General features: G+C 54.3%; 18 protein-coding genes and 2 pseudogenes. 13 read left to right on the top strand and 7 right to left on the bottom strand.

The genetic code is table 11. The features are described 5' to 3' along the window. Positions 1 to 1,204 (top strand): heavy metal translocating P-type ATPase (locus RBR25_RS13100; protein ID WP_432819998.1); only part of this gene is annotated, 1,204 nt, incomplete at its 5' end. A gap of 141 nt (positions 1,205 to 1,345) precedes the next feature. Here the strand turns inward: RBR25_RS13100 and RBR25_RS13095 are convergent. The 6 genes and pseudogenes from RBR25_RS13095 to RBR25_RS13070 form a co-directional block, all read right to left on the bottom strand. Further along, a pseudogene (locus tag RBR25_RS13095) lies at positions 1,346 to 1,720 on the bottom strand (transposase); the annotation flags it as partial. Positions 1,721 to 1,870: 150 nt separating this feature from the next. After that, positions 1,871 to 2,587, bottom strand: a complete 717-nt coding sequence (locus RBR25_RS13090; RefSeq protein WP_432819997.1) for a rubredoxin-like domain-containing protein — start codon at positions 2,585 to 2,587, stop codon at positions 1,871 to 1,873. A 106-nt stretch (positions 2,588 to 2,693) separates the two neighbouring features. Continuing rightward, positions 2,694 to 3,161: a thioredoxin fold domain-containing protein gene (locus RBR25_RS13085; RefSeq protein ID WP_432819996.1), complete on the bottom strand. Its 468-nt coding sequence runs from the start codon at positions 3,159 to 3,161 to the stop codon at positions 2,694 to 2,696. 630 nt (positions 3,162 to 3,791) lie between these two features. Further along, positions 3,792 to 4,172, bottom strand: coding sequence for a c-type cytochrome (locus RBR25_RS13080; protein ID WP_432820000.1), 381 nt, complete (start codon positions 4,170 to 4,172; stop codon positions 3,792 to 3,794). A gap of 165 nt (positions 4,173 to 4,337) precedes the next feature. Next, positions 4,338 to 4,949 (bottom strand): annotated as a pseudogene (locus RBR25_RS13075) (IS110 family transposase); the annotation flags it as partial. A gap of 500 nt (positions 4,950 to 5,449) precedes the next feature. Further along, positions 5,450 to 5,935, bottom strand: coding sequence for a VOC family protein (locus tag RBR25_RS13070; RefSeq protein WP_432819995.1), 486 nt, complete (start codon positions 5,933 to 5,935; stop codon positions 5,450 to 5,452). 231 nt (positions 5,936 to 6,166) lie between these two features. On the opposite strand from RBR25_RS13070, the gene RBR25_RS13065 reads away from it, so the two are divergent. The 4 genes from RBR25_RS13065 to RBR25_RS13050 all read left to right on the top strand — a co-directional run bounded on the left by RBR25_RS13065 (position 6,167) and on the right by RBR25_RS13050 (position 9,738). Continuing rightward, entirely contained in the window at positions 6,167 to 6,679 is a 513-nt protein-coding gene (locus RBR25_RS13065; protein ID WP_432819994.1) for a ferritin-like domain-containing protein, read from the top strand. A gap of 28 nt (positions 6,680 to 6,707) precedes the next feature. Next, entirely contained in the window at positions 6,708 to 8,651 is a 1,944-nt protein-coding gene (locus RBR25_RS13060; protein WP_432819993.1) for an aconitate hydratase, read from the top strand. A 31-nt stretch (positions 8,652 to 8,682) separates the two neighbouring features. Beyond that, the gene (locus RBR25_RS13055; RefSeq protein WP_432819992.1) at positions 8,683 to 8,865 is read left to right on the top strand and encodes a DUF362 domain-containing protein; all 183 of its coding nucleotides are present in this window, start codon (positions 8,683 to 8,685) and stop codon (positions 8,863 to 8,865) included. A gap of 291 nt (positions 8,866 to 9,156) precedes the next feature. Then, on the top strand, positions 9,157 to 9,738 hold the full coding sequence (locus RBR25_RS13050; RefSeq protein ID WP_432819991.1) for a DNA-3-methyladenine glycosylase I: 582 nt from the start codon (positions 9,157 to 9,159) through the stop codon (positions 9,736 to 9,738). A gap of 101 nt (positions 9,739 to 9,839) precedes the next feature. Here RBR25_RS13050 and RBR25_RS13045 read toward each other — a convergent pair whose 3' ends face one another. Then, on the bottom strand, positions 9,840 to 10,340 hold the full coding sequence (locus RBR25_RS13045) for a ferritin-like domain-containing protein (protein WP_432819990.1): 501 nt from the start codon (positions 10,338 to 10,340) through the stop codon (positions 9,840 to 9,842). A gap of 317 nt (positions 10,341 to 10,657) precedes the next feature. Here RBR25_RS13045 and RBR25_RS13040 point away from each other — a divergent pair, with 317 nt between their 5' ends. The 8 genes from RBR25_RS13040 (at position 10,658) to RBR25_RS13005 (ending at position 23,397) form a co-directional block, all read left to right on the top strand. Next, positions 10,658 to 11,215: an OsmC family protein gene (locus RBR25_RS13040; RefSeq protein WP_432819989.1), complete on the top strand. Its 558-nt coding sequence runs from the start codon at positions 10,658 to 10,660 to the stop codon at positions 11,213 to 11,215. A 233-nt stretch (positions 11,216 to 11,448) separates the two neighbouring features. Continuing rightward, positions 11,449 to 12,060 (top strand): cation transporter, encoded by a 612-nt coding sequence (locus tag RBR25_RS13035; protein WP_432819999.1) that lies wholly within the window; start codon positions 11,449 to 11,451, stop codon positions 12,058 to 12,060. A 744-nt stretch (positions 12,061 to 12,804) separates the two neighbouring features. Further along, positions 12,805 to 15,273, top strand: a complete 2,469-nt coding sequence (locus tag RBR25_RS13030; protein WP_432819988.1) for a hypothetical protein — start codon at positions 12,805 to 12,807, stop codon at positions 15,271 to 15,273. Between the two features lie 7 nt (positions 15,274 to 15,280). Then, the gene (locus RBR25_RS13025) at positions 15,281 to 16,273 is read left to right on the top strand and encodes a hypothetical protein (RefSeq protein WP_432819987.1); all 993 of its coding nucleotides are present in this window, start codon (positions 15,281 to 15,283) and stop codon (positions 16,271 to 16,273) included. Positions 16,274 to 17,054: 781 nt separating this feature from the next. Further along, a complete protein-coding gene (locus RBR25_RS13020; protein ID WP_432819986.1) occupies positions 17,055 to 17,711 on the top strand; it encodes a hypothetical protein in 657 nt (218 codons plus the stop codon). 168 nt (positions 17,712 to 17,879) lie between these two features. Further along, positions 17,880 to 18,854, top strand: coding sequence for a hypothetical protein (locus tag RBR25_RS13015; protein WP_432819985.1), 975 nt, complete (start codon positions 17,880 to 17,882; stop codon positions 18,852 to 18,854). Positions 18,855 to 19,168: 314 nt separating this feature from the next. Next, entirely contained in the window at positions 19,169 to 22,117 is a 2,949-nt protein-coding gene (locus tag RBR25_RS13010; RefSeq protein ID WP_432819984.1) for a hypothetical protein, read from the top strand. Positions 22,118 to 22,536: 419 nt separating this feature from the next. After that, positions 22,537 to 23,397, top strand: a complete 861-nt coding sequence (locus tag RBR25_RS13005) for a hypothetical protein (RefSeq protein ID WP_432819983.1) — start codon at positions 22,537 to 22,539, stop codon at positions 23,395 to 23,397. The last annotated feature ends 178 nt before the right edge of the window (positions 23,398 to 23,575 follow it).

The raw sequence follows: 23,575 nt of genomic DNA, 5'->3' as shown, positions 1-23,575 counted from the left end.
CAAGGTGGCGGGCTGGTTCGTACCGGTGGTGGTCGGAGTGAGCCTGCTCACCTTCATCGTCTGGGCGCTGCTGGGGCCGGAGCCGCGTCTGGCCCACGCCCTGGTCAATGCGGTGGCGGTATTGATCATCGCCTGCCCCTGCGCCCTGGGGTTGGCCACCCCCATGTCGATCATGGTCGGCACCGGCAAAGGAGCAACCTCCGGCGTGTTGATCAAGAATGCCGAAGCGCTTGAGGCGATGGAAAAAATCGACACCCTGGTGGTCGACAAGACCGGCACCCTGACCGAAGGGAAACCGAAACTGACCGCGGTCGAACCGCTGGAGGATTTCAGCGAAGACGATCTGCTGAGGCTCGCTGCCGGTCTGGAACAGGGAAGCGAGCACCCCCTGGCCGAATCCATCGTCCAGGCGGCCAAAGAGAAAGGGCTGAAGCTCTCCTCCACCGAAGAGTTCGACTCCAAAACCGGCAAGGGGGTGGTGGGAAAAATCGACGGACACAAGGTCGCGGTCGGCAATATGAAGCTGTTCGAAGAGCTCTCTATCGAGGCGGGAGAACTGGCCGAACGGGCCGAAGCCTTGCGCACGGAAGGGGCGACGGCCATGTTCGTGGCGATCGATGACCGCCCCGCCGGAGTTCTCGGCGTCTCCGACCCGGTGAAAGAATCGACTCCGGCGGCGATCAAGGAATTGCAGCGGATGGGATTGCGGGTGGTCATGCTCACCGGCGACAACCGGACTACCGCCCGCGCTGTTGCGGAGAAGCTGGGGATCGACGAGGTCGAAGCCGAGGTCTCGCCCGACCGCAAAAATGAGGTGGTAAAAGAGCTGAGTGCCGACGGACGTATTGTCGCCATGGCGGGGGACGGCATCAATGACGCCCCGGCGCTGGCCCAGGCCAGGGTCGGAATCGCCATGGGCTCGGGGACCGAGGTGGCCATGGAGAGCGCTGGCATCACTCTGGTCAAGGGCGATCTCACCGGCATCGTCAAGGCGGTCAGGTTGAGCCGAGCCACCATGCGCAACATCCGCCAGAACCTGTTCTTCGCCTTCGTTTACAACAGTCTCGGCGTGCCGATCGCGGCGGGAATCCTCTATCCCTTCTTCGGCCTGCTGCTCAGCCCGATGATTGCCGCCGCTGCCATGAGCATGAGTTCGGTCTCGGTGGTCGGCAACGCCCTGCGCCTGCGGCATAGCCGGTTGTAGCTTTCAGCTTCGGTTGCCTTCGTTTATTTATTGCTGAACTTTTCGATCAATTTTTCGAACTTCTTTTCGAACCCCTGGACCATCTTTTCCGGCGGGATTCCGGCGTCCTGCCACAAAAACGCCATCATCGCCTGGCCATAACAGATGTTGCAGCCCGAGGATCGTTGCCGGGAAGGCGAACCAACTGTCGAAGAGCAAGTAATCGGCGGTGATGCCGCTATGGCGGGCTTGCATCACCAGGTCCTTGAGCGCTTCCGGAGCCTTGCGCAGACTCTCGGCCCGGCGCTTGAAACCGTTGGTCCGTTTGTCGATCTCGGCCATCGGCATCAGGCGATTTTTCTCCTTGGCAGAGCTCAGCAGGCTGAACGATACCGGCACACAGGTGGAGCCATCGGACCAGTCCAGCGTCAGCAACCGGAACCCGCGGTAGTAGCGATTCTCGTTATGATCGTGGACACGGGCCAGAAGCTCCACTTTTTTGCTGCGGTTGCGGTTGTAGAGCGAGTCATCGACGATGAAAAAAACCTGATATTTTCAGATGAGTAAATGGCCACCTCAAATTGACGGGGTGGCCATAGCTTTAGGGCGTTGCTGGACTTCCTTGGAGGGGCTCCCCGTTAATGAGGACGATCAGGGCCTTGCCTTAGGTCAATACCGACAGCCTATTCAGAAACCACCGAACGGCGGCCCCGCGTCGAACCGACTCCGCCAGTCGGGGTAGCTAATGACGTAATTGTAACCGCAGACGGTGGCGAGATTGCGACCATCGAGCAGCTCGCGGATGCGGCGGCACCCTGCGATGGTCCGGTCAGCCGGGCCGAAGGGGTTGAGTTTCATGCCGTCGCCTTCGAGAAAGACGTAGTCGCAGATGAACAGGGTCTGTTCGAAGATGTAGAAGGTGAAACCGGGGGTATGGCCGTCGACGTGGAAGGCCTCGATGTCAAGGTGAGTGAAATCCTCGTTGAACATGTCGTCAAAGGTGAAAGGCCGGCAGATTTCATGGCGCGAATCAGCCTGGTGGATGGCCACCCTGGCGTTAAATTGCTCCCGGTAGAGGTTAGAGGCGCCGAGAAAGTGATGATGGGTGAACAGGATTGTGTCGACTCTCGGCAGCGAGGCATCGAGGGAGGAAGGAGAGTCAATCCAGTAGGCCCTTTGACCGGTTTCGACCCGATAGGCGGCATGTTCGAAGCCGAGCGAAGGCTGGGAGTTGAGCCTGGTCACCTTAGCGTTCACCGGAGTTGCAACCACCTTGAAGCGGACAGAGCATTCCTCTGCGGTAATGAACCGCTCTTTTTTCGCCCCGCAAAAAGGACAGGTGTCGGGATGGAAACCCACCATGTTGAAGCCGCAAACGAGACAGACATACTGCTCTTTTTTCATAGGTATTCCTCACTTTAACCGAAACCAGGGGAAGATTTCGGGACGAGGGCAAGCTTAGCCATTTCCTCTCCCCCGGAGAGACTGGAGGAGAGGAAAAGTAAGGAAGTCACAGAGGGACCTGCTCATAGGGCTTTGACCTCCGCGTCCATTCGCTCTGCGGGTACTTGGCGGACAGCTCATCGTAGATCCGGCGCAGGGACTTGGCGTCATGGGACTTCCAGTAGCCGGCCACGCCATGCAGGAAGACCGCCTCAGGGGTCGTTCCCGCCTCCGGGTGCCGGTCGATGACCGCTTGGAAATGGTCCCTCGCCTCGGCATATCGGTCCCGGTCAAAGGCGATCTTCCCCAGACCCAGTTCAAGGTGTGCGAGAAAGTCGTCATTGGGGACATACCCCACCACCCGGTGATGCTCCTCTCCTTCGGCGTCAAGTACCAGCAGGGTGGGGGTCCACTTGACGGCGAACCGCTTCATGAGGTCGGTCCGCTTGTCCCAAAAACATTCACTCTTCACCGGAATGAACTGTTCTTCGATGTACTTCTGCCCCTCTTGGCTCGAATACGGACCCGTATTCATGGCGATGCAGCCCAGTCACCCATCGAACCAGAAATCGAGATAGATCGGTTTTTTCTCTGTCTTCGCCCGCACCAGCGCGGCGCTGAACTCCCTTTCCCATTTGATCTCGGCCATAGTTCGTCTCCTTTCACTCGTGGCATGGAAAATGATCGCTGGTCCTCCGCTGGATGTGTTCTGACCGTTTTCCAGCAATCTATCACTTGACAGCGGCCCTGCAAGAGAAGGTCAAACTTTCAGGGCAAAGAGGAGAGGAAATCGCATCCCTCGCTGCCCGATTTCGGGGGGCGGCACTAAGCGCCGAACTTAAAAGTACCCAAGGGATATAGCTTGACGGGTAGAAAGCGAAGGCGTCTCAATACGCACCGCTTCTCGAACGCAAAACCCCGCTTGACGATTCATGCGGGGTTTTCCAGTAATGCAGGCTCTATCAGACGTAAGAACGCCCTCGATTTTCCGATCGAGGGCGTTCTTACCTGTCGCCAAATTTCGCACAGCACCATATCGCTTTCTGTGCCTGACAACGCAGGAGAAATGGAACATGTGAATTTAAAAATGTCCCACGAACGACCATCTTTTCTGGATCATCGACGGGATGGCGGAGAGGCTGTCGCTGACGATTTGATTAGGGGGTCAACTGCCGGTGGTCTGAAGGGACTTCAGATAAACGGTCAGTTCGTCGATCTGTGTTGGGGAGAACCGCTTACCGAAAGCGGGCATCCCGTTTGGCCGGCCGTCGCGGATGCTCGTGCGCAGGGAGTCAGGGTCACCGCCGTAGATGAAGTCTGGGCCTTGCAGTGACGGCCCTTTGTAGGTCAACCCGCTCTCGCCCCGTTTGCCGTGGCAGGGGGAACACCAACTGGCAAACTGTTGCGCGGCTGTTTTTTCGCCTCTTGCTTCAGGCGCAGAGGATTCCTGACAGCCGAAAAACAGGAACAGGAACAGGAACAGTCCTCCGCTCGCGGCACGCCACAGGCAAAGGCGGTGGTGGGAGAGAATTTTTTTTGGCTTCATGATTACCAGGGTTCCAATGATAAAAGTTATGTCTCGGAAGAGTGAACAATAAACAATGAACAATAAAAACAGGAGATCAAAAAACATGTTTTTATAGCTCTTTGTGAAGCAGTAATAATGATTGAACCCTATCATGGCCTCCACAAAAGTCAATTTGAACGACCGATTCGAGCCTTCGTCTTCTCGCTCGATGGTCAGTAGATCGACTTCCCCGATCCGGCGGACCACCGGATCGGGGAATTTTTCAGCAAATCCCCCCGTTCGCTCGGTTTCGCAATCCGCCCCCAAGGGTTCGAGCAGATTGTACTGGGTGGCGGTGTTCTGGATGTGGGCGAAGAGTTTCCCTAGCTTCCGGGGCAGATGATTGCGGCGGCGCAACAGGTCGCGGGTAGCGCGCATTTCTTTGGCATAGGCACAGGTCAGCGAAAAGGAGCCGCCGCGCAGCAGCACGGCAATCTTGTGCGAGTCGATCTTGTCGTTCTTAGGCTTGCCACCGTGAATAGCCCGCATGTAGAGCACATGGCCGAGGACGAAATCGATCCCCTCATCGCACAGAGATCAGCCAGCCAGTACTAGGGAGGTGAACATGCACTCGCAGCCGACCACCAGGCCTCAGCGATAGGACTTGATCAGTCGCAGAAACGCTTTCGGGCGGGTCGGAATGTTCTTGTGAACGACCACCTCTCCGGTCGCATCCCCAATGATGCAGACGTACATGGCATCGGCATGCAGATCAACGCCGCAATAAAACCGATGCTGTTTCGTGTAGAATTTCATCGCGCAGCCCCCCCCCAGACACCGGGTGGTCCGGTATCTGGGAGGGGTAGTATCAAGAGGTTGTCTCGCACGGTTCCCTCAGTAAAGCACGAAATTCAATCATCCGATCGAGAGCCTTTTTAATAATGCGCTATTTATTGCGCGGGGGCAGCGGTTTTTCTCTGCCCGATAAGGGGGAGAATTTGAGAATAGGTCTTGCCGGCCCAGCGATTCTCCTCAATGAGCATCCGGACGATTGATAGGGCAATTCTGATTGGGCGAATTGTCGATCGTTTAGCGTGTGACATACGGATTTCCAAAATTGACTGACTATCAGACGGAAATCCCACGATTTGCGGATCGCGGAGTTTTCTCAGACCTCTATATTTCGACAGTCACCAAAAGACCTTTCTCCGAGGCTACAGTTTATTGGCGAGGTATTCCAGGCCGTCCGAAATTCCCTACTCAAAATTGAGAGAGCTGGAGACGCCTGCCATCTCCTTCTCTTCTAAAATACAGCCTTAACCCCGACGCGCCTCCTCAATCGTAGCGATGTCAATCTTTCTCATCTGCATCATCGCATCGAACGCACGCTTGGCTACAGACGGATCTGAATCGGAGATCGCGTTCGTCAAGGCGATCGGCGTAATCTGCCAGGATACACCCCATTTATCTTTGCACCAGCCGCACGCACTCTCCTGGCCACCGTTGCTGATGATCGCGTTCCAGTAACGATCGGTTTCGGCCTGGTCAATCGTTGCGACCTGAAAAGAAAATGCTTCGTTGTGCTTGAACGCGGGGCCGCCGTTGAGCCCGAGGCAGGGAATGCCCATCACGGTAAACCGAACCGTTAACACATCCCCTTTCTTCCCGGAAGGGTAGTCTCCCGGGGCGCGGTAAACAGCCCCTACGGACGAATCGGGAAAGGTCTTGGCGTAAAAACGCGCCGCGGCCTCGGCGTCATCATCGTACCAAAGGCAGATCGTATTCTTTGCTGGCTTGACCATGTCACTCCTCCATTCAGTTGAGCTTTCTGTGGCTGAAGTCAACGATGCGCTCGCAGTCTGCGAACATTGGCTCTGCGGATATTTCTCTATCAACATTTTACCGTCTCTTAGACACTATAAACCTTCAGATCTTTTTTTCGTTTCTTGACAGAGGGTTGGCGGCAGATAGACTTTTTACCCCAAGGGACAGTCTTCAGTTTTTTGGCTACCAAGAAATACCGGGAGGACCAAATGAACGTTTTTGATTTCGCAATGAAGATGGAGCTCGACGGAAAAGCGTATTACCAGAAAATGGCCGAAAAAACCAAACTGCCGGGATTGAAAAATACCTTCCTTCAGCTGGCCGAGGATGAGCAGAAGCATTACGATATTTTCCAGGGGCTGAAGAAAAAAGCCCCGTCCGCCATGCCGGCATCCACGGCCCTGGAAAAGGCGAAAAACATTTTTGAAAAGTTGTTGAAAGAAAAATCGTCCACCGCCGAGCTTGAGGGCGACCTCGAAGGATATACGTATGCCATGAAGCTCGAGGCCGACAGTTTCCGTTTTTACGAGGATGCCGCCGGGCGCGAGACCGATCCGAAGACCAAGGAAATCCTGCTCCGGATCGCCGGCGAAGAACAAAAGCATTTCAACATTCTGCAGAACGTCTACGACTTCGTCAATGCGCCGAATCAGTACCTGGCCTGGGGTGAATTTAGCAATCTCGACGAGTTCAGGAATTTCGGTCGGGGTAGCACCATCTAAGCGGGATCATTTGACGGGAGGCAGCGGCATGGCACGTAATCTCACCCAGAAAATTCTGGCCGAGCACCTGGTCGAGGGCCGGCTGGTGCCGGGGGAGGAAATCGGTCTGCGCATCGACCACACCTTGCTGCAGGACGCCACCGGCACCATGGCCATGCTCGAATTCGAAGCCCTCGGCCTAGACCGGGTCAAGGCCGAGTTGGCGGCCCAGTACGTCGACCACAATCTGCTGCAGACCGACTTCAAAAACGCTGACGACCACCGCTACCTGCAGACCGCCTGCGCCCGTTACGGCATCCATTTCAGCCGGCCGGGTAACGGCATTTCCCATCAGGTGCACATGGAACGTTTCGGCCGACCTGGTCTGACCATGCTCGGGGCCGACAGCCACACTCCCGGCGCGGCCGGGGTATCGATGCTGGCCATCGGTGCCGGCGGGCTTGACGTGGCCATGGCCATGGCCGGCTACCCCTATTATTTCCCCTTCCCGCTGGTTCTGGGTGTCCGACTCACCGGTGCGCTGCCAGACTGGGTCAGCGCCAAGGACGTCATCCTCGAAATGCTGCGCCGCTACGACGTCAAGGGCTGCGTCGGCAAGGTGATTGAATACTACGGCCCGGGGGTCGAATCCCTCTCCGCCACCGACCGCGAAACCATCGGTAACATGGGGACCGAGCTCGGCGCCACCAGCAGCATCTTCCCCTCCGACCGGCGGACGCGGGAGTACCTGCAGGCCCAGCAGCGCGGCGAGGACTGGTGTGAACTGCGGGCCGATGCCGGTTGCGACTACGACGAACAGATCGAGCTCAATCTGGACCAGGTTGAGCCGCTGATCGCCTGTCCTTCGTCACCCGGTAACGTCAAGACGGTCCGAGAGGTGGCCGGGACCAAGGTTGATCAGGTCATCATCGGTTCCTCGGTCAACTCCTCGTATCGCGACCTGATGGTGACGGCGCGGATCATCCAGGGGCGGCACGCCCACCCCGACACCTCGCTGCACATCAACCCCGGCAGCCGGCAGGTGCTGGAAAACCTGGCCGACCAGGGCGGCGTCATGGACCTGCTGCTGGCCGGCGCCCGCATCCACCAGAGCGGCTGCCTGGGCTGCATCGGCATGGGCCAGGCGCCGGGCACTGGACAGGTGTCGCTGCGCACCTTCCCCCGCAACTTCCCGGGCCGTTCTGGGACCAAGAACGACCAGGTCTACCTCTGCTCGCCGGAAACCGGAGTCGCCGCCGCCCTGAAAGGGGAGATCACCGATCCCCGCGACCTCGGCCGGGAAATGGTCTATCCCCGGATCCAGGACCCTCAGCAGTACCGGGTCGACGAGTCGTCCATCATTTTCCCCAGCGACAGCCTGCGCCGGACCGAGATCAAACGCGGCCCCAACATCAGACCGTTTCCCGAACTGGACGCGTTGCCCGAGACACTCGAAGCGACCGCGGCGATCAAGGTCGGTGACAACATCTCCACCGACGGCATCATGCCCGCCGGCAGCGAAATCCTGCCGCTGCGCTCCAATATCGCCGCCATCAGCGAATACGTTTTTCACCAAGTCGACCCGGAGTTCGTCGGCCGCATCAAGCAATTGGACGCTGCTGTGGTGATCGGCGGCGACAACTACGGCCAGGGCAGCAGTCGCGAGCACGCAGCCCTGGCGCCGCGCTTTCTCGGCGTGCGGGTAAAGATCGCCAAAAGCTTCGCCCGCATTCACCAGGCCAACCTGTGCAACTTCGGCATCGTGCCGCTCACCTTCAAGAACCCGCAAGACTACGACGCTATCCAGCCTGGCGATCGACTGATCTTCCCGGATTTGCGCCGGCATTTGGAGCAGGGCGACAGCGACATCCCAGTGCGGGTCGGCGACCGACAGATTCTGGCCAACCTCAACGTATCCGAGCGCCAGCGCCGACATCTTTTGGCCGGCGGCACCCTCGGCTACATCAAGGCGCAGTTGGAGAAAGACGATTAATTATTACCCGAGCGGAGGAAAGGAAGCCATTATGGGAACCCATTACATCGACGAGGGCTGTATCAATTGCGGGGCCTGTGCGGCGGTCTGTCCGGTCAACGCCATCAGCGAACAGGGCGAGGTTCACGTTATCGACAAGGAGATCTGCACCGACTGTGGCGAGTGCGATCCGGTCTGTCCGGTGGAAGTCATCCACTGGGAAACTACGGCCTGAGAGCGGTACGTATCCTCCGCGCTATTGAAATAAATTGGAAGGTCGGCGGCTGATGGGACGGCCTGTGGATTCGGGAGTCGTTGTCGTGAAGACACAGAAGAGCTCGGCGTTTTTCAGCGATCGGTCGAAAACATCCAGATCGAGCGAGCCTTCCATATCGACGACAAGGTACTGAGGGTATGCTGGGGGTAGATTGACCGGACTTGTTTTGAAATAACGTCTTGCCCTTCAAGTTGCGGTTGACGCAGTCAGAGATGACAAAATAACTGACCAGGCATCTGGAGGGCGAGGATGAAAAAGCGTTGTCCGTGGTGCGGTTCCGACCCGCTCTATGTCGATTATCACGACCTTGAATGGGGCGTTCCCATCCGCGATGACCGCCTGCTATTCGAATTTCTGGTGCACGAAGGGGCCCAGGCCGGCCTGAGCTGGCTGACCATCCTGCGCAAGCGGGAGAACTATCGCCGGGCCTTTCACGGCTTCGATGCGCAACGGGTGGCCAGCTACTCGACGGCGGAGGTGGAGCGGCTACTCGCCGATCCCGGTATCGTGCGCAACCGGCTCAAGGTCGATGCGGCGGTGAAAAACGCCCGCGGGGTGCTCGCTATTCAGGAGGAATTCGGCTCCTTTGCTGACTTCCTCTGGCGCTATGTGGATCACCGTCCCCGGCGCAACGCCTGGCGCACGCTGGCTGAGGTACCCGCGCTCAGCGAGGTTTCCGACCGCTTGAGCCGGGATCTGAAGCAGCGGGGATTCGGTTTCGTCGGATCGACCATCTGCTATGCTTTCATGCAGGCGGTGGGGATGGTCAACGACCATCTCGTCGACTGTTTCCGTTATGCCGAGTTGCAGGAGACGGAGGCGTCGTCCTGATTCTATTTCAGCCCGAGGTCGAATTCGCAACGATAAAAAGCCTCCGGGGGAGTTCCCGGAGGCTTTTCCATTTTAGTACCGACGGCAGGCGAAGAGAGCTGCTAGCGGGGCGGTGAAATCATCAGGTCGAGGTCTTCGAGCAGTGCCTGCAGGTCCTCCTCGTGCTCCACTTCCTGCTCCAGGATGGTCAGGGCGATGTTGTAGGTGATGGGGTCTTTGCCCTCGGTCAGCTTCATCAGCTTGTCATAGACGTCGATGGCGCACTGCTCCGCCTTGATGTTCTGTTCCAGCAGGGTGCGGACGAAGGGATTATCCGGCGGTTCGTAGCCGCAGTTGGTCCAGTCGAACCAGACCTTGGGGGAAGTCAGTGGGGTGCCGCCAAGCTGGATGATGCGGTCGGATACCAGGGTCGCATGCCCCAACTCCTCGGTGGCGTGCTGAATCAGTTCAGCGATGATGGCGTCCTTCATCGGCCCCTTGGCCACCTTGGCGCCGACCCAGTACTGGTAGTAGGCCAGCCATTCATCGGCAAACGCTTTGTTGAGGAGCTTCAACAGTTCGTCGACATCGAGGCCGATGATGGCCCTCCCTTTGGTTCCCATGATTCACCTCCCTGTCAAGCAATGGATTAACCGATCCCGTACATTTATCGCAATCGGTACTGATGTCAACCGCAACCGGCCATTTTGCTGGAAATTTCGGCAGCAGTGAGCGCATTGACCCGCCCCGCTGGAGGTTCATCCGATCTTTGTTATAGTCCATACAGACACGTTCATTGCGGCGGTGACCTCGGGTGTAAGCGGGAGGAGTCAGGCATGGAAACATGGCCCCAGGTCCGAGGACCTGATTTTCTACTGCGCCAGACCGGCCGAGAACTCTTCCGCCGTTCTGGCAATTACCAAGAAAGAAGGTGACGATCATGGCAACCAAAATCATCAATGGAATCAACGTCGAACAACTGGTCGAAACGGTCAACCAGATCAAGGAAAACCCGGAAATCGCCAAATTCAAATTTCGGGTCGCCAACAAGTGGGAGGATGGGACCCACAACCGGGCCCTGCTGACCTCTTTCTACGGCGCCCTGAATGAGGACGACAGCCGCGATCCGATGATGTTCGAGATTGACGAACCCCCTGTCCTGCTGGGGGCAAACAAGGGGCCCAACCCGGTGGAATACCTGCTGGTGGGGTTGTCGGGCTGTCTTGTCACCACCTTGGTGGCCCAGGCCGCGGCCAAGCACATCCGGATTCGTTCTTTGGCCTGTCGCCTCGAAGGGGATATCGACCTGCAGGGATTTCTCGGCATCTCCGAGAAGGTTCCTGTTGGCTACCAGGAGATCCGTATCTATTTCAAGATCGATGCGGACATCACTAATCGTGAGAAAGAGGAATTGATCGAAATGGCTCAGAAATTTTCCCCGGTGTTTAACACTGTGGCCAAACCGACCCCGGTCGTAGTTCAACTAGACCAGGGCTGAGCCAGGGCCGGCTCAATAGACACGTTGGAACCCGACGGCGCCTGCCGTCCGGAACTTTTCAAACAAGAAAAAAGGGCCATTTTCATCCGCGGGATGGGGTAGCCCTTTTTCGCAAGCCAAAGAACTCAGGACATTTCCTCCCGGAAAACTTATTGGTATCTAATCTGGGGCAGCTGTGGTTCCCAAGAGCAAAGGGCTCAGGAACAGTTGGGCAGAGTAAGGATGAAGTCGATATGGGTGGATGTTGCGAATCGAATTCTCTGGATGGATTACGTGAGCGGCAACGCGAAATTTTACTGAGCGTCCTCGGCATTAATACCTTGATGTTCCTAGTCATCGTAGCCGCTTCTCTCTATGGTAATTCGACCGCCTTGCTGGCAGATAGTCTTGACAACCTTGGTGATGCCTTGACCTACGGTCTGAGTCTGTACGCCGTTTCAAGAAGCACTGCCGTCAAGGCCAAGGTTGCCCTGTTCAAGGGTGGCCTGATACTCCTTGCGGCATTAGGGGTGTTGGCGCAAATCATTTACAAAATTTTCGTCCCAAGCGTGCCTCTCTTTGAGATCATGGGAGCATTCAGCCTCATTGGTCTTGGTGCAAACTCCCTATGTCTTTTCCTGCTGTGGCGCCACCGGCAAGACGACGTGAACATGGCCTCCGTTTGGGAATGCTCAAGGAACGACATCGCCGCAAACCTCGCCGTTTTCATCGCCTCAGCTGCCGTTTGGCTTACAAGTTCAAGCTGGCCCGATATGGTGGTCGCAGCCGGTCTTGTTTTGTTTCTGATGCGATCCGCCACACGTGTGCTTGCATCGGCACTGTCGGAGCTTCGGACAACTAAATGATCTCACCTTTTATATCGCTATAGCCAGCACAGAGTATCAAAGGTCACTGGCCATCAGACAGAAAACCCCACGATTTGCGGATCACGGGGTTTTCTCATTGAACGCTATATTTCGAACAGTCTCTAACGGCCTTCCCAGAGGGCAGGGATTCTGAGAATAGGGCCGTTAGATCCCTTACTCCCCAGATCTTCATTCCGAGACGATCTTCCGGACGGCCAAAAACCTTGACCGGTGGCCGAGGTAGGGTCTACATTGAAAACGTTTTATTTTTATGGATTTGTCGGAGGGAAAGATGGTTGTCGGAATCGAAATTCAAATCTGTAGGAAGACCCAAACCGCTGCTGCCAGCATGACACTGGCCAGCGGTTTTCTATTTTCACTATGATTTAGAGCTGCCAATTTAAGGGGGAAGCTTACGGAGTGAACAAAAGCGGGTTTTCGAAAGATTAACTATGGCCATTTTTCAGGGGTAAGACTCGTTGCCTAGGGTGCTTAGGATTTTGGTCTTAACGAGTGCTGCTATCGGCCAATGGCAACGTTCGCTGCGGGTGGGTGATGTAGCAGCCGAGCAAGCTTTAAGCGGTTATTCAGAAGTCGTGCCGTCGCTTGAAGGTTTGAAGCAAAATTGTTTCCAAACGATTGAAGTTTCTGTAACCACTCACGGCGTGATCCTGGTTCCACAATCTCGCAATAGGAATCGGACCCAACTATACGTGAGTAGTAAGCATTGAGAGTGAGCACATTTTGATTGATCGGCTGATAATTTTGGTGAGTTCCAAGTCTTGGTTTTGGAAGTTCCGAACATGGCTTGGAAAGATTAGTTTTGTCTTCGAATGCAGCGCATACAAGAGGAGCGCCTCAGTCACTAAAGCAAAAGCAAACGCCCGCATTTTAGGCTCCTTCGCATGGACCGGGGTGAAAATCTTGTTTTGGGTCGTTTTGTGCTTGGCGGCCCTTACTCCCGCTGAGGGTTATGTCAGAAGTAACCTGTCTTGGCTCCCAACGCTTAGTGCAGACGACAAAAAGTTTAATATCGAGCAACTCAGGTTGTACGCCCAACTGCTCACAGCGATATTTTCGATCTATTTCGCCACAATCGGCATAATACTGAGCGCCGGTTACACCAGACTTCGCCGGGATATCATCCAAATGCTCACGAACGAGCAGGTGGGCAGCGTGTATTCTCGGGTTTTGGTGCTTGCAGCGATGTTCTGTTTGGCAGCAACGGCCTTGCCTATGTTTGGGTCTGAACCAAACCTGTTCGTCTATGTCGTCGGCACGGTTTTGACTTTGTTAAGTGCTTTGGCCTTGTTTCCTTTGGGCCAGAGGCTGTTCAATTTTTTTGACCTCAATCTGTTGGTTCGCAGCGAAATACTCCCCAACATTGCGCGCCACATCGAAGGTGCGGCGAACGGCAAGAATTCAATTTCGTTGGCCAACCATTATTCGAAGGCAGCGCGACAGGCTCTTGAGCAACTCTCGTACATTGATGATCGTGTTAAAGCTGACAAGGAGAGTTTGGAAGACAATCTGCCTGCGTTGACCGACGACTATACGGCTTTGCTTCTGCACTACCTGCAACGGAAACACACAATAGACCAAGAAAGCTATTGGTTCCCGAGGCGAAGCAAGCATAAACAGTGGTTTTTTGCGGGGGACACCGCCACGTCTATGGCGCTGCAAACGAGTAGCCAGCAGCCGCTGATTGAGGAAAAACCTGATCACCAATGGCTGGAAAACGAGATCGGCGACAGATTGACAGGCCATGTTGAACTCGCATTTCAAGTCGGTGACTTCGATCTTGCATTGAAACTCATCGGTCGCTTCTCGACCCGTATTTCATCTTATGCAGCACGGTTTCAGTTCGAAGTCGGCATGAAAGAACTCAAAAGATTCAAAGAAATCATTGAGCAGGTTTTTGGCTCATCGAATGCGGCAGTAGACAATGAAAAGGCGAAGATAAAGATAGAAATAGCAGACACATGGGCTGCGTTGGGGAGCAATCTCTGCTTAGAAACTCTACGCCGAATGATGACGTTTGAGAAAGAGCTGAAAAAATTCTTTAAGACGGACGCGTGGAATGAGCAATCCCTGCGCCATCTACCTGCCTTTCTGCAAGTGGAACTCGCCTTCATTGCCGACCGAATTGAGTTTGAGCGAGAGATTGAAGGGCAGCGCCTATCCAAGCCCAAATACGTTCGACAGTTGGCGGTCCAAAAGCTGTTGCAGCACTACGCAAAAGTCCTGCCTGAGGTTTGCGACTTCTACCAAAATTTGATTCCAAGTTTTGTGGAGTCATTGGCAAAATTGAAAATGTCAGAGGCCGCAACGCAGGTCGTTCTAGCAAGCTTACATAGCCATTGGAAACTGCCACGCTGGTTCGACGAACTTGCCCAGCTCGTGGACCGGTATCATGAGTATGGGCACTACACCGAAGAGCAGTACAAACTACCTGAGATAAACATGATGGAGATGACCCTGCAGCTTGCTTCTGCGCGAGATGATGCAATTACTCGGTTCGGCAGTGGAGCCATGGTCAGACATATCTTCGAACAAAAACACAACGATGAACTGCCGGATCATTTTGGACAGATTTACTTCGAACTGGCCGAAGCATGCATAAGCGCTCTTGAACAAAACGATGAAAGTAAGTTGGACAAGGTTCTCCCGATGTTCATGTCCCTTGCGTTTCTGGCGGCGGATTCGAAGTTTGCGGACCCATCACTGGATGTAAACAACGAGTTCCGGCTTCATCTCATTTCAACGGTGATCAATGACTTGGCGTCAGTCTTAGGTTTTGCCATCCTCTACGGTGCATACTTCGACAATGAAAAGTTGTCTGTGGGTGCGCTAGCGAAGTTCGATGCTTGGATTGAGCACGCAACTGACAAGCAACAGTACTTCAAGAGAATGGTGCTCCTCTCAAACCCGCACAGTTTTAGTTTGAGTGCGTCACCGCGTGCTCTAATCCGGATTAATTGGAGAATATCGTTTGAACGCCGCGCGAGACACGATGGTTTTGGGGACCAAATGGGAATGACACGAGGGGTTCCGCACCAAAACAAAATCGTGAGGGAGTTCCTGATGTCATATTCGGATGCGTCTCATCTGTTCTTTGCAAAACAGCTTGTACCGAAACTTAATACAATTGACTTCGAGATCGATCATCACATCACCATTCTTGCTCGCCGGTTGCGTGAGGAACGTGAATAGGTTCAGCATGAAGATATTTAAATCCGAACCTATGCCTCGATACCACGTCCATGATGTGCATCTTGGATTCATTGATCGACTATTGGTCGAAACTAAGCGGGAGAGTCCTGATTTCAATCGTCAAATGTTTGATGAGGACTTCGTGGGATTGTTCCACTCGATGAATGGCCGGAGTGGAAATCTATTCGAGATCGTATCGAATGACGACGAACTCATTCAAAAGCTAGTTAGCAATGTTAAGACGAGATACGCACCACATCCGGTTGACGAATCAATACGTAAGTTGGTGGAGGAAATAGCTCAATCGCTAATTCGGTTCGGAAGAGCGTACTATTTCCTGCATGACGATATAGAGCAGGAAGAAATCCGCGTGGCTTCGTTCAGCTCAGACGGCGTTGTGCGCCTCTTTGGTATGTATATTCAGTGGGTGCCAAAACGCATGGAAAGGCACTGGGATCGAGATGACGAGGAACTTCCGAGAGAAATACGTATCTTGGATGCAGCCAAAATAATGCGCTTCGACATGCCCACATCAATCAAACGCATGTTGTCCGCACAGAACAGGACTTTGGCTGTCCTTGACAAACACCAATTTTGGGGAGCCAAAAACTACTCTCAGGCCACACACGAAAACCCGAATCCGACCAACTATTTCGATTTCCGTGTGTGGAGAGATACGCTAGATCGCGCTTTGTATCGTGCCACGCGAAGTACCGGCTGGAACGGTAGAAAATATGACTCGTCAAAGCACTCAGACTTCTTCGATTGTCACCGACTGATCCGCTTTCGACGAAACCAACTCTTGCTAAGAGACGACATTTTGAACCAACTAAGCAGAGAGCTCTCTAGGGTTGGCAAAAGTTACAAAGTCGAATTCTCGGTTGAAATATCCGGAACTGATCAATTACCCAGCGTCGCACACCTGAACGAATTGGAGGTGAGGCTAGCGCATGAAGAGGTTACGTTCAAAGAAATCATTGACTATTGCTACAAACTATGAACGGCCGGCTCGAAGGGCCGTAGCGCAGATGAATGTCCGAAATTGGCACGAAGCAGTCGTAGGTGATCACGTTTAATATTGCATCGCGAACATAACAATGAGCTCCAACGGACAGAGGACCTTCCCCCGCTAAAATAAACACATCAACCTAACCAAGAGGTATTAAGACAGCAGGTGACGCTTGTTCTGAAAATCACTACCACTCAGACACGAAACGCCCTCGATCTTCGGACGGAGGGCGTTTCTCACAGACCAGGGAATCTGAGAGCGGGGTCGGCAGACACTTTTGCACCCTCCATCACAATTCGAGATGATTTTCCGGACGGCAAAAGCCTTGACCGATGGACGCGGCTGGCTTAAATTGATTTTGTCTTATTTTTGATAGATTTGCAGGAGGGGGGGCATGCAGATAAAGCCTGAAATTCAGCCCTGAGAACATAATCAACCGCAGTTGCCGGATTGCCGGGGCTGCGGTTTTCTGTATTTTGCTCTTGTTTTGATCTGTCTATTTTGGGGGAAGCTTACGATCCCAACTTGCAGCGAGGCGGCATGAAAAACTTTAAGGCAACCATTGAGCACGCACTGGCGCGCAATACCGTTCGATTGTTGGCAGGTGCTACACTAGAGCAGCTAACCTCGACGGGGACAGGCTTCTTCTACCAAGTCACACATCCAGAGACCGACAAGGCAAAGGTGCTGATCCTGACGAACAAGCACGTGGTACGCGGTGCCACATTCGTTCACTTTGTCTTATCCTCGGCACCGTCTGTCGCTGACCTTGATGATGGGCACCAACCAAAAGGTCGGGGGAGACCATCCGATTTCTCTTCCGCTTGCTGGCAACTTGCTGCTACATCCCGATCCAGACATCGATCTGTGCGCAATTGACATCACCATTCCCTACGGCCTGATCCTTCAGTCGGGCCGACAATTGCGATCCATGAATCTTAATTCAACTTGGCTACTAAGCCCTGACGATCGAAAGAATCTCCGTGATATAGAGCAGGTTTTGGTCATTGGTTATCCGAGCGGGCTTTGGGACTCGCATAACAACATGCCAATTGCGCGGCGCGGGAGTACAGCTACGCACGCACTTGCTCTCTATGCGGGCAAGCGAAACTTTCTCGTCGATGTTGCTGCCTTTCAGGGGTCAAGCGGGTCCCCAGTCTTCACCTACGAGTCACCTATGTTTCGACAACCGGACGGCTCTTATACGCCTGGGACTAAAGTGAATTTTGTCGGGGTGGTCTGGGGAGTTATCGAGCGTACAGTAACGGGCGACCTTATGGCGATCGAGATGCCATCGGCCATCACCCAAGTACCTGTACTCCAAGCGTCACTGAACTTAGCAATAGCTCTCCATGCTGATGCAGTTCGGGACATGGACGAACTTGTCTTCCCAGGAATTAATTCCGTCCGTGCAGAGAGAAAATCCTAATCTCTGGCACAATCTTGTTCGTACTGGCTATTCCGCCTAGTTCAAAAATTAGGTTGGCAGGAAAGCCCAGTCTTCTAATAAACTAGGCCGTAACAATTGCGTTGCACCCGATGTCGCATCTGTGGTGGGCCACCGCTGAAGGCTGGCGTTAGACGTCAGAAAACATATATGTCAGCACCATCCGAATACAGCCTAGGCCCCTTGCCGTGGAAAGACGAAATCCTCGTCGCGGCAGTTTGGCGAAACTTTCGCCAAGCACAAGAGTGGGTCAACGAGCACCCGGGACGTGACCTTAGTGAGAGGTTAGACTCTCTGCGTGCCGTCCAACGCATCTTTGATCGCAGCGCCAAGCGATTCGCAGAAGAACTTGTTCGGTTTCATGAAGCTTCACGCGACGGACATTTATTCTGCAGGAAACGCCGTCCCGACCTCGATGCATTTGAGGAGGGCTTCCGCGAACTACTCTATGTCTTCGCCTCGTCGGCGATGACCCTCGTCGACCAGGCTCGAACGCTAAGTCAAAAGGTAACACTGCCCGGCTATAGCGATCGCGTAGACAGAGCGTTCGCTTCGAATCCTGAGCATCGGTTCATTCAAGAGCTACGTGTTGATGTGATTCACGTGACACTTCACCGTCCAGGATGGCAATTGACTTCTGGATGGGCAGGAGAGTCAACCTCAAAGTTCATGCTGTGGCTGAACCAACTGAGCCGGGCTAGCGAATACAACTTGCAGGCTCGTCAGTTTGTCCGAGGTCACGCCGATGGCATTGACTTAGGTCGCCTCGTCGCCGACTACGCCGAAAAGGTCAGAGGTTTTCACGATTGGCTGCACGAGGCAGTCGAAGTGGTGGTTGGCGATACTATTGCTGACTATCGGCGCTGCACCAAGAGAATCAAGGCTGTCAGCTCTCGCTCGTGGTGGAAAATCATTCTTCAGCAAGTCGTCATCTCGGGGAAGCGCGACCCGTACACCTACTTGGACCAGTACCTCACCGATGAAGAACTTGCCGAAGTGAACTTGCTGCCACATCGCAGCCACCGCCAAGTAGATCGAATCATCGAACTGGTGGATGAGTACGGCGCATGCGATGAGGATCTCCGCAAGGTAGTTCACCGAGCATTCGGCGCCAGCAACGCCTAACCTCCATCGAGCGGACAGCCTCCGGCCTGCGGTCGGACTAGCCGCCGGCTCAAAGGCCACCCCGTTGGGCATGTAGAAAAAGTCGGTCCGAAAATTCACAAAATTCAGGGCACCCCGAAGCCCACCCTGAAATCACCAGGGTGGGCTGTCTTGCATTTTGTTCCGCAATAGGGTCTTACATCACCTAATATTTATCATCCACCCAGGCGGAGCCTTCGGACAACTACGAATGGTTGGTTTCATGAAATAATAGACGGATGGACTTGACCGATAATGACTGGATGGTTTTGCTTGAGAACAGGTGGCGGGTTTAGATGATTATAAGAATGAATGTCGCCAGCCCCTGGCCGGAAGTGGCCCAGAAACTGGCCCGATCCGATGTGCCGGTCGCCTTTACCCCGGAGCAGGAGGACTGCCTCAAGCTTCTGGGAGAGCTGTTGCCGACTCTGCTTTCGGGACGGACCGGGCTGCGCCTCGACGAGGAGGCGATCAAGCAGTTCTGCCTCCGATTGGCCAAGTGTCCGGCGTCGCGGAAGAAGGAGCGGTTCAATTTCATCGCCCGGGGCATCGAATGGGGCAACCGTCACCTGGACTGGGACATCCCCCTCTCCCCCTTCTTTTTTAGCGTCAACCGGGACCGCAACGTCCTGCAGCCAGAGGTCTACCAGAACCGCTATCGGGCTGAACGGCTGACGGCCGCCTACATCGCCCACTTGGAGCAACGGCCCGATAGCAGCGATGAATGGTTGGGGCAGATCCTCTTATCGGCGATTCTGTTCGGCGGTCTCCTGAACCTTCGCTGGCAAGCCCCCCTCATCCAGTCCTTGGCAAAAGCGGAGATCTACCAGGAAGGCAGCTGGCTATGGCTGGAGATGGTGCGCCCGGCCGGCAAGCGTTCGCCGCCCAGGCACGGGCGCTGGGTAGCGGACCCCCTGACCCAACTCCTCATTTACCGATTCCTGGAATCCGGCTCCGGAGAGATTCGGGCAGGGGCTCCGTGGCGGCTGGCGAAGGCTTTTATCGAACGGTTACCCCTGAGGGGCGATGAACGGCCCAAATCACTGTCCGAGCTGTTGCGATGGGCGCTGTCCATGGAGATCTTACGAAGCGGGTCCGGTCTCCTGGGGTATGCCCGAGGGAACCTGGACGGGCCCCCTCTGCCGATCGGCCCGTGGCTGAGATTCCTGACGGGAAAATCGATTCCGGTCGAAAAGCAGCCCCCGCAACGGGAGGCATCGACAGCCGTTCATGCCGAGCCCATTCTCCCGCCCGAACGGACCTCTATCGCACGGCAGATCGCGCTGTTCAAGCAGGCTTATGCCCTCCTCACACCAGGGGAAGACGGGAAGGAAATCTCCATCGGCAACGGGCAGAATCGCCTGAAAATGTTTTTCGCCGAGCATCGCAGGGAGATGGGGCCGGCGCTGCAACTGCTCATCCAGTGGGGACAGCAGATGCTGTCGTCACGGGCTTCCGTAAAGGAACGACGGACCGCACCGGCGATCAAGACCAGCAGCCTCGCCCGCTACTGGACGGAAATCGGCGGCACCCTGGTACGGAGTTGCGGTCTGGAAAGCCCATTGCTGATGGATCCGCAGGATCTGGAGGATCTCTATGAAACCATCGCCATGAAGCTGGGCAATGAGCCCTATGCCATCCATCGGTTGGCCCAGTTCCACGGTTTCCTGGAGACTTTTTACAAAATGCCGGCGATGGAATGGACCGAGGTCGTGGACGAGTTCGGAAAAGTCTGCTCGGCGGTCGACGCCAACCTGATCAGTCCGGCCATTTACGAAGCCCTGCTGGCGTCCCTCGGTTGGGGGGAAGCCGAGCCCACTCGCCGGCAAACCCTGCATCTGCTGGCCACCATACTGTCGTATCGATGTGGACTACGCCCGGTGGAGATCCGGGCGCTGCGGATGATGGACATCCAAGGCGTGACAAAATACGAGGTTCTGATCCGGAACAACCGTTTCAAGACGACCAAAACCAGCTCCGGCGTCCGCCGCCTTCCCCTCTCCCTGCTTCTGACGGAGCACGAGATGGCTTTCCTGATGGGGTATCGGGAACAGAGAAAGGGCGAGGCGGGGCTGTTTGGCGAGGAACTGTTTCTGGCTCACCCCACAAAAAAGGCCGGCATGCTCGGCGACGGCGAGCTGTTTGGCCCGATACGCGAAAACCTGCGAGCCATCACCCGCGATGACAGCCTGCGTTCCTACCATTTGCGCCATTCCTTCCTCACCTGGGGCTACGTGAGTTTTTTTCTTGGGGGCGAGCATTCACCCGAAGATGTGGCCGCCCTCGATCACCCGCAGTTCGAACATACAAAACGGCAAGTCATTCTGGAAAATCTTCTGCAACAGCCTTCCACCGGCCGTTCCTACCCCTTCCTGCTGGCCATGCTGGCAGGGCACAGCAGTCCGAGAACCACGCACCATAGTTATATCCACCTGATGGACTGGCTTTGCGCCTGCGAGCGACGACAGCCCGATTACTCCCGGTCCATCCCCGCCAAGACCTTGGCAGCCCTGACCCACCTGTCAACGCCCCGCGTCTATGCCCTGTTGCAGGAGGGAAAAAAGACGGGGCATGTGCTGCTTCCCATCCTCATGACCCAGGCGCCGCGTTATGCCCAGCGCCTGCGCCATCCCTTGATGGAAAAAGCCTGTGCGCCGCGAAAAGTAACCTGGAAGGAGGACAGCCACACGCTGCCGGATTGGGGAGAAGTCGTGGCGGGCCTGCGTGCCCTCCCGGAAGATCTCCAGACGGCGATGGAGGCGCTGACCCGTCCGGACTGGGATCTGGCGGCTCAACTCTATGATGGAGTACGGCGACTCGATGGGCGACGGTTGAAGTCGGCCCGGAAAATCATTGAAACAGCTTTAACCAACCGCTCCCCACGCTGGAAAGACAGCGTCTACACCACGTTCAGCTCGGCCAAGGAAATCGTGGGAATGCTGCTGGAGTGTGGTCTAAGCAAAAGCCAGCTACTCGTGGTCCACCATCCCCGCCGGGGACAACCGGAAAACGAACAGCAAGAATTTGCCTACAGATGGGCAGCGGCACTCGGCCTCAGTGAAAACCAGATCCAGAACGGTGAAGACGCCAATTTCAAAAAAACGCCTCAGCGCGGGTGCATCACCCTGAAAATCCTCACCGAACCGCAGCTGCGCAGCTCCCGCCAACGGATGCCCAAAGGGTCACCAGGGTATCTGCTCGCACTGCGCCTGCTCCATCATCAGTTCTCCTCCCACCTTCTATAGACCCACGAAAACATATCAAAGCCCCAAACTCCCCCCCCGGGGCGCCATCACGTCGATCCAATACTCTTAGACACAAAAATTAACAATAAATAATTTTGGTCCATAAGTAGCTGTAATTTATTGATTCGTCTCGAAATTTGTCAAAATCTGGCCCAAAAATGTCCATTCTGATTTCATATTGAGGGTAGGGATACTCATGCGCAAAAAGATTATGAAGACCCAAGGAATGATGGTGAATCAAAACAGAGTATCGACCGGCGGATTTTCATGGAGAAATCGTGGCTGAAATGAGCGGAGGATTGAGGACTAAAGTTGTCGCATTTTGAGAACGGGGAAATAAGGCGCTTTTTTCAGGGTCGGGGGGTGGGATTTCTGTGAAAACATAGTCGTCGACATCAACCAACAATAAGGAGGTCGAAATGATCGACAATATTACTATTGACTACGGCATTAGACTAGCGACTGGCGATACGGGATTGTCTAGTCAGCATCCAATCTTAAAAGCACAGATGGAACTATGTGATTGTCTTGAGGACCTCGATAAACTTATCGTAGCCGATCTCGGAGGTGGATCGATTGTTTTAAAGTTTCAGACACCTACTGGTATTATTGGGGATGTCAAAATGCATATTTCTTCAGACAAACCAATTTCTCAAAAGTCCATCGACTGTGTACAACGATTTCTTGCTACAAGTCGGAGGATTATCCTTACAGATTTGGATAGTATTCGGTCAAAAATTAAATTTGATAACTTACACAAAAAATTGATAAAACTTGAAAAAGATTTTAATAATGAAGAATTTAAAGAATTGAATCCGACATTATCTTTAAACAAGAAATTATTGGCCGAAATAATCGTCAAACTTTCCAAAATCACAATCGGTCGTCCAAATTATCTAAATATTACATACCATGATCGTGATGGATTGATTGTTTTTATATGTGAAAATCCTGTCGATATGGATACATTACTCGATCCCTTGAAGAAAGACGATACCCTCCGTGACGCTACATTTACAATAAGACGCGCACCAGGAACTAGTGATGCAAAATTTGATCTTTTACTAGACGGGAGAAGAGTTAATCATAGAATTGATCATGATGAATTCTTGAGTGAATGGAATAATGGGTTACATATATTTAGATGTCATTCGACCATGTTTGCGAGCTACAAAATTGAAAGAACTCACGATAAAATAACGATCGTAATTATAGAAGTTAAGGATATTCTTCCGCCAGCTGGACTTGGTTTTCAGATGTCTCTAGACGGAATTAAATAAGATCTCATTTATCCCAAATGAGCGAAAGCGGTTTGCGTAGACCTCGTCGCTGCCCCTGGGGAGGAGTTTTTAAGCGGGCAACCCCGATCTCGAAACTGGAGAGTGCCCAGCCAGCCTTGAAAGGCAGTTATACCGTTCGCTTGGCAGGCGCAAAGCAGTGAAAAAAACTTGTCGAATT

It is taken from the genome of Trichloromonas sp., from assembly GCF_034006665.1.
Taxonomy (GTDB): Bacteria; Desulfobacterota; Desulfuromonadia; order Desulfuromonadales; family Trichloromonadaceae; genus Trichloromonas.
Note: the sequence above shows the minus strand (reverse complement) of the source record. Positions and strands in the feature narration are given on the sequence as shown.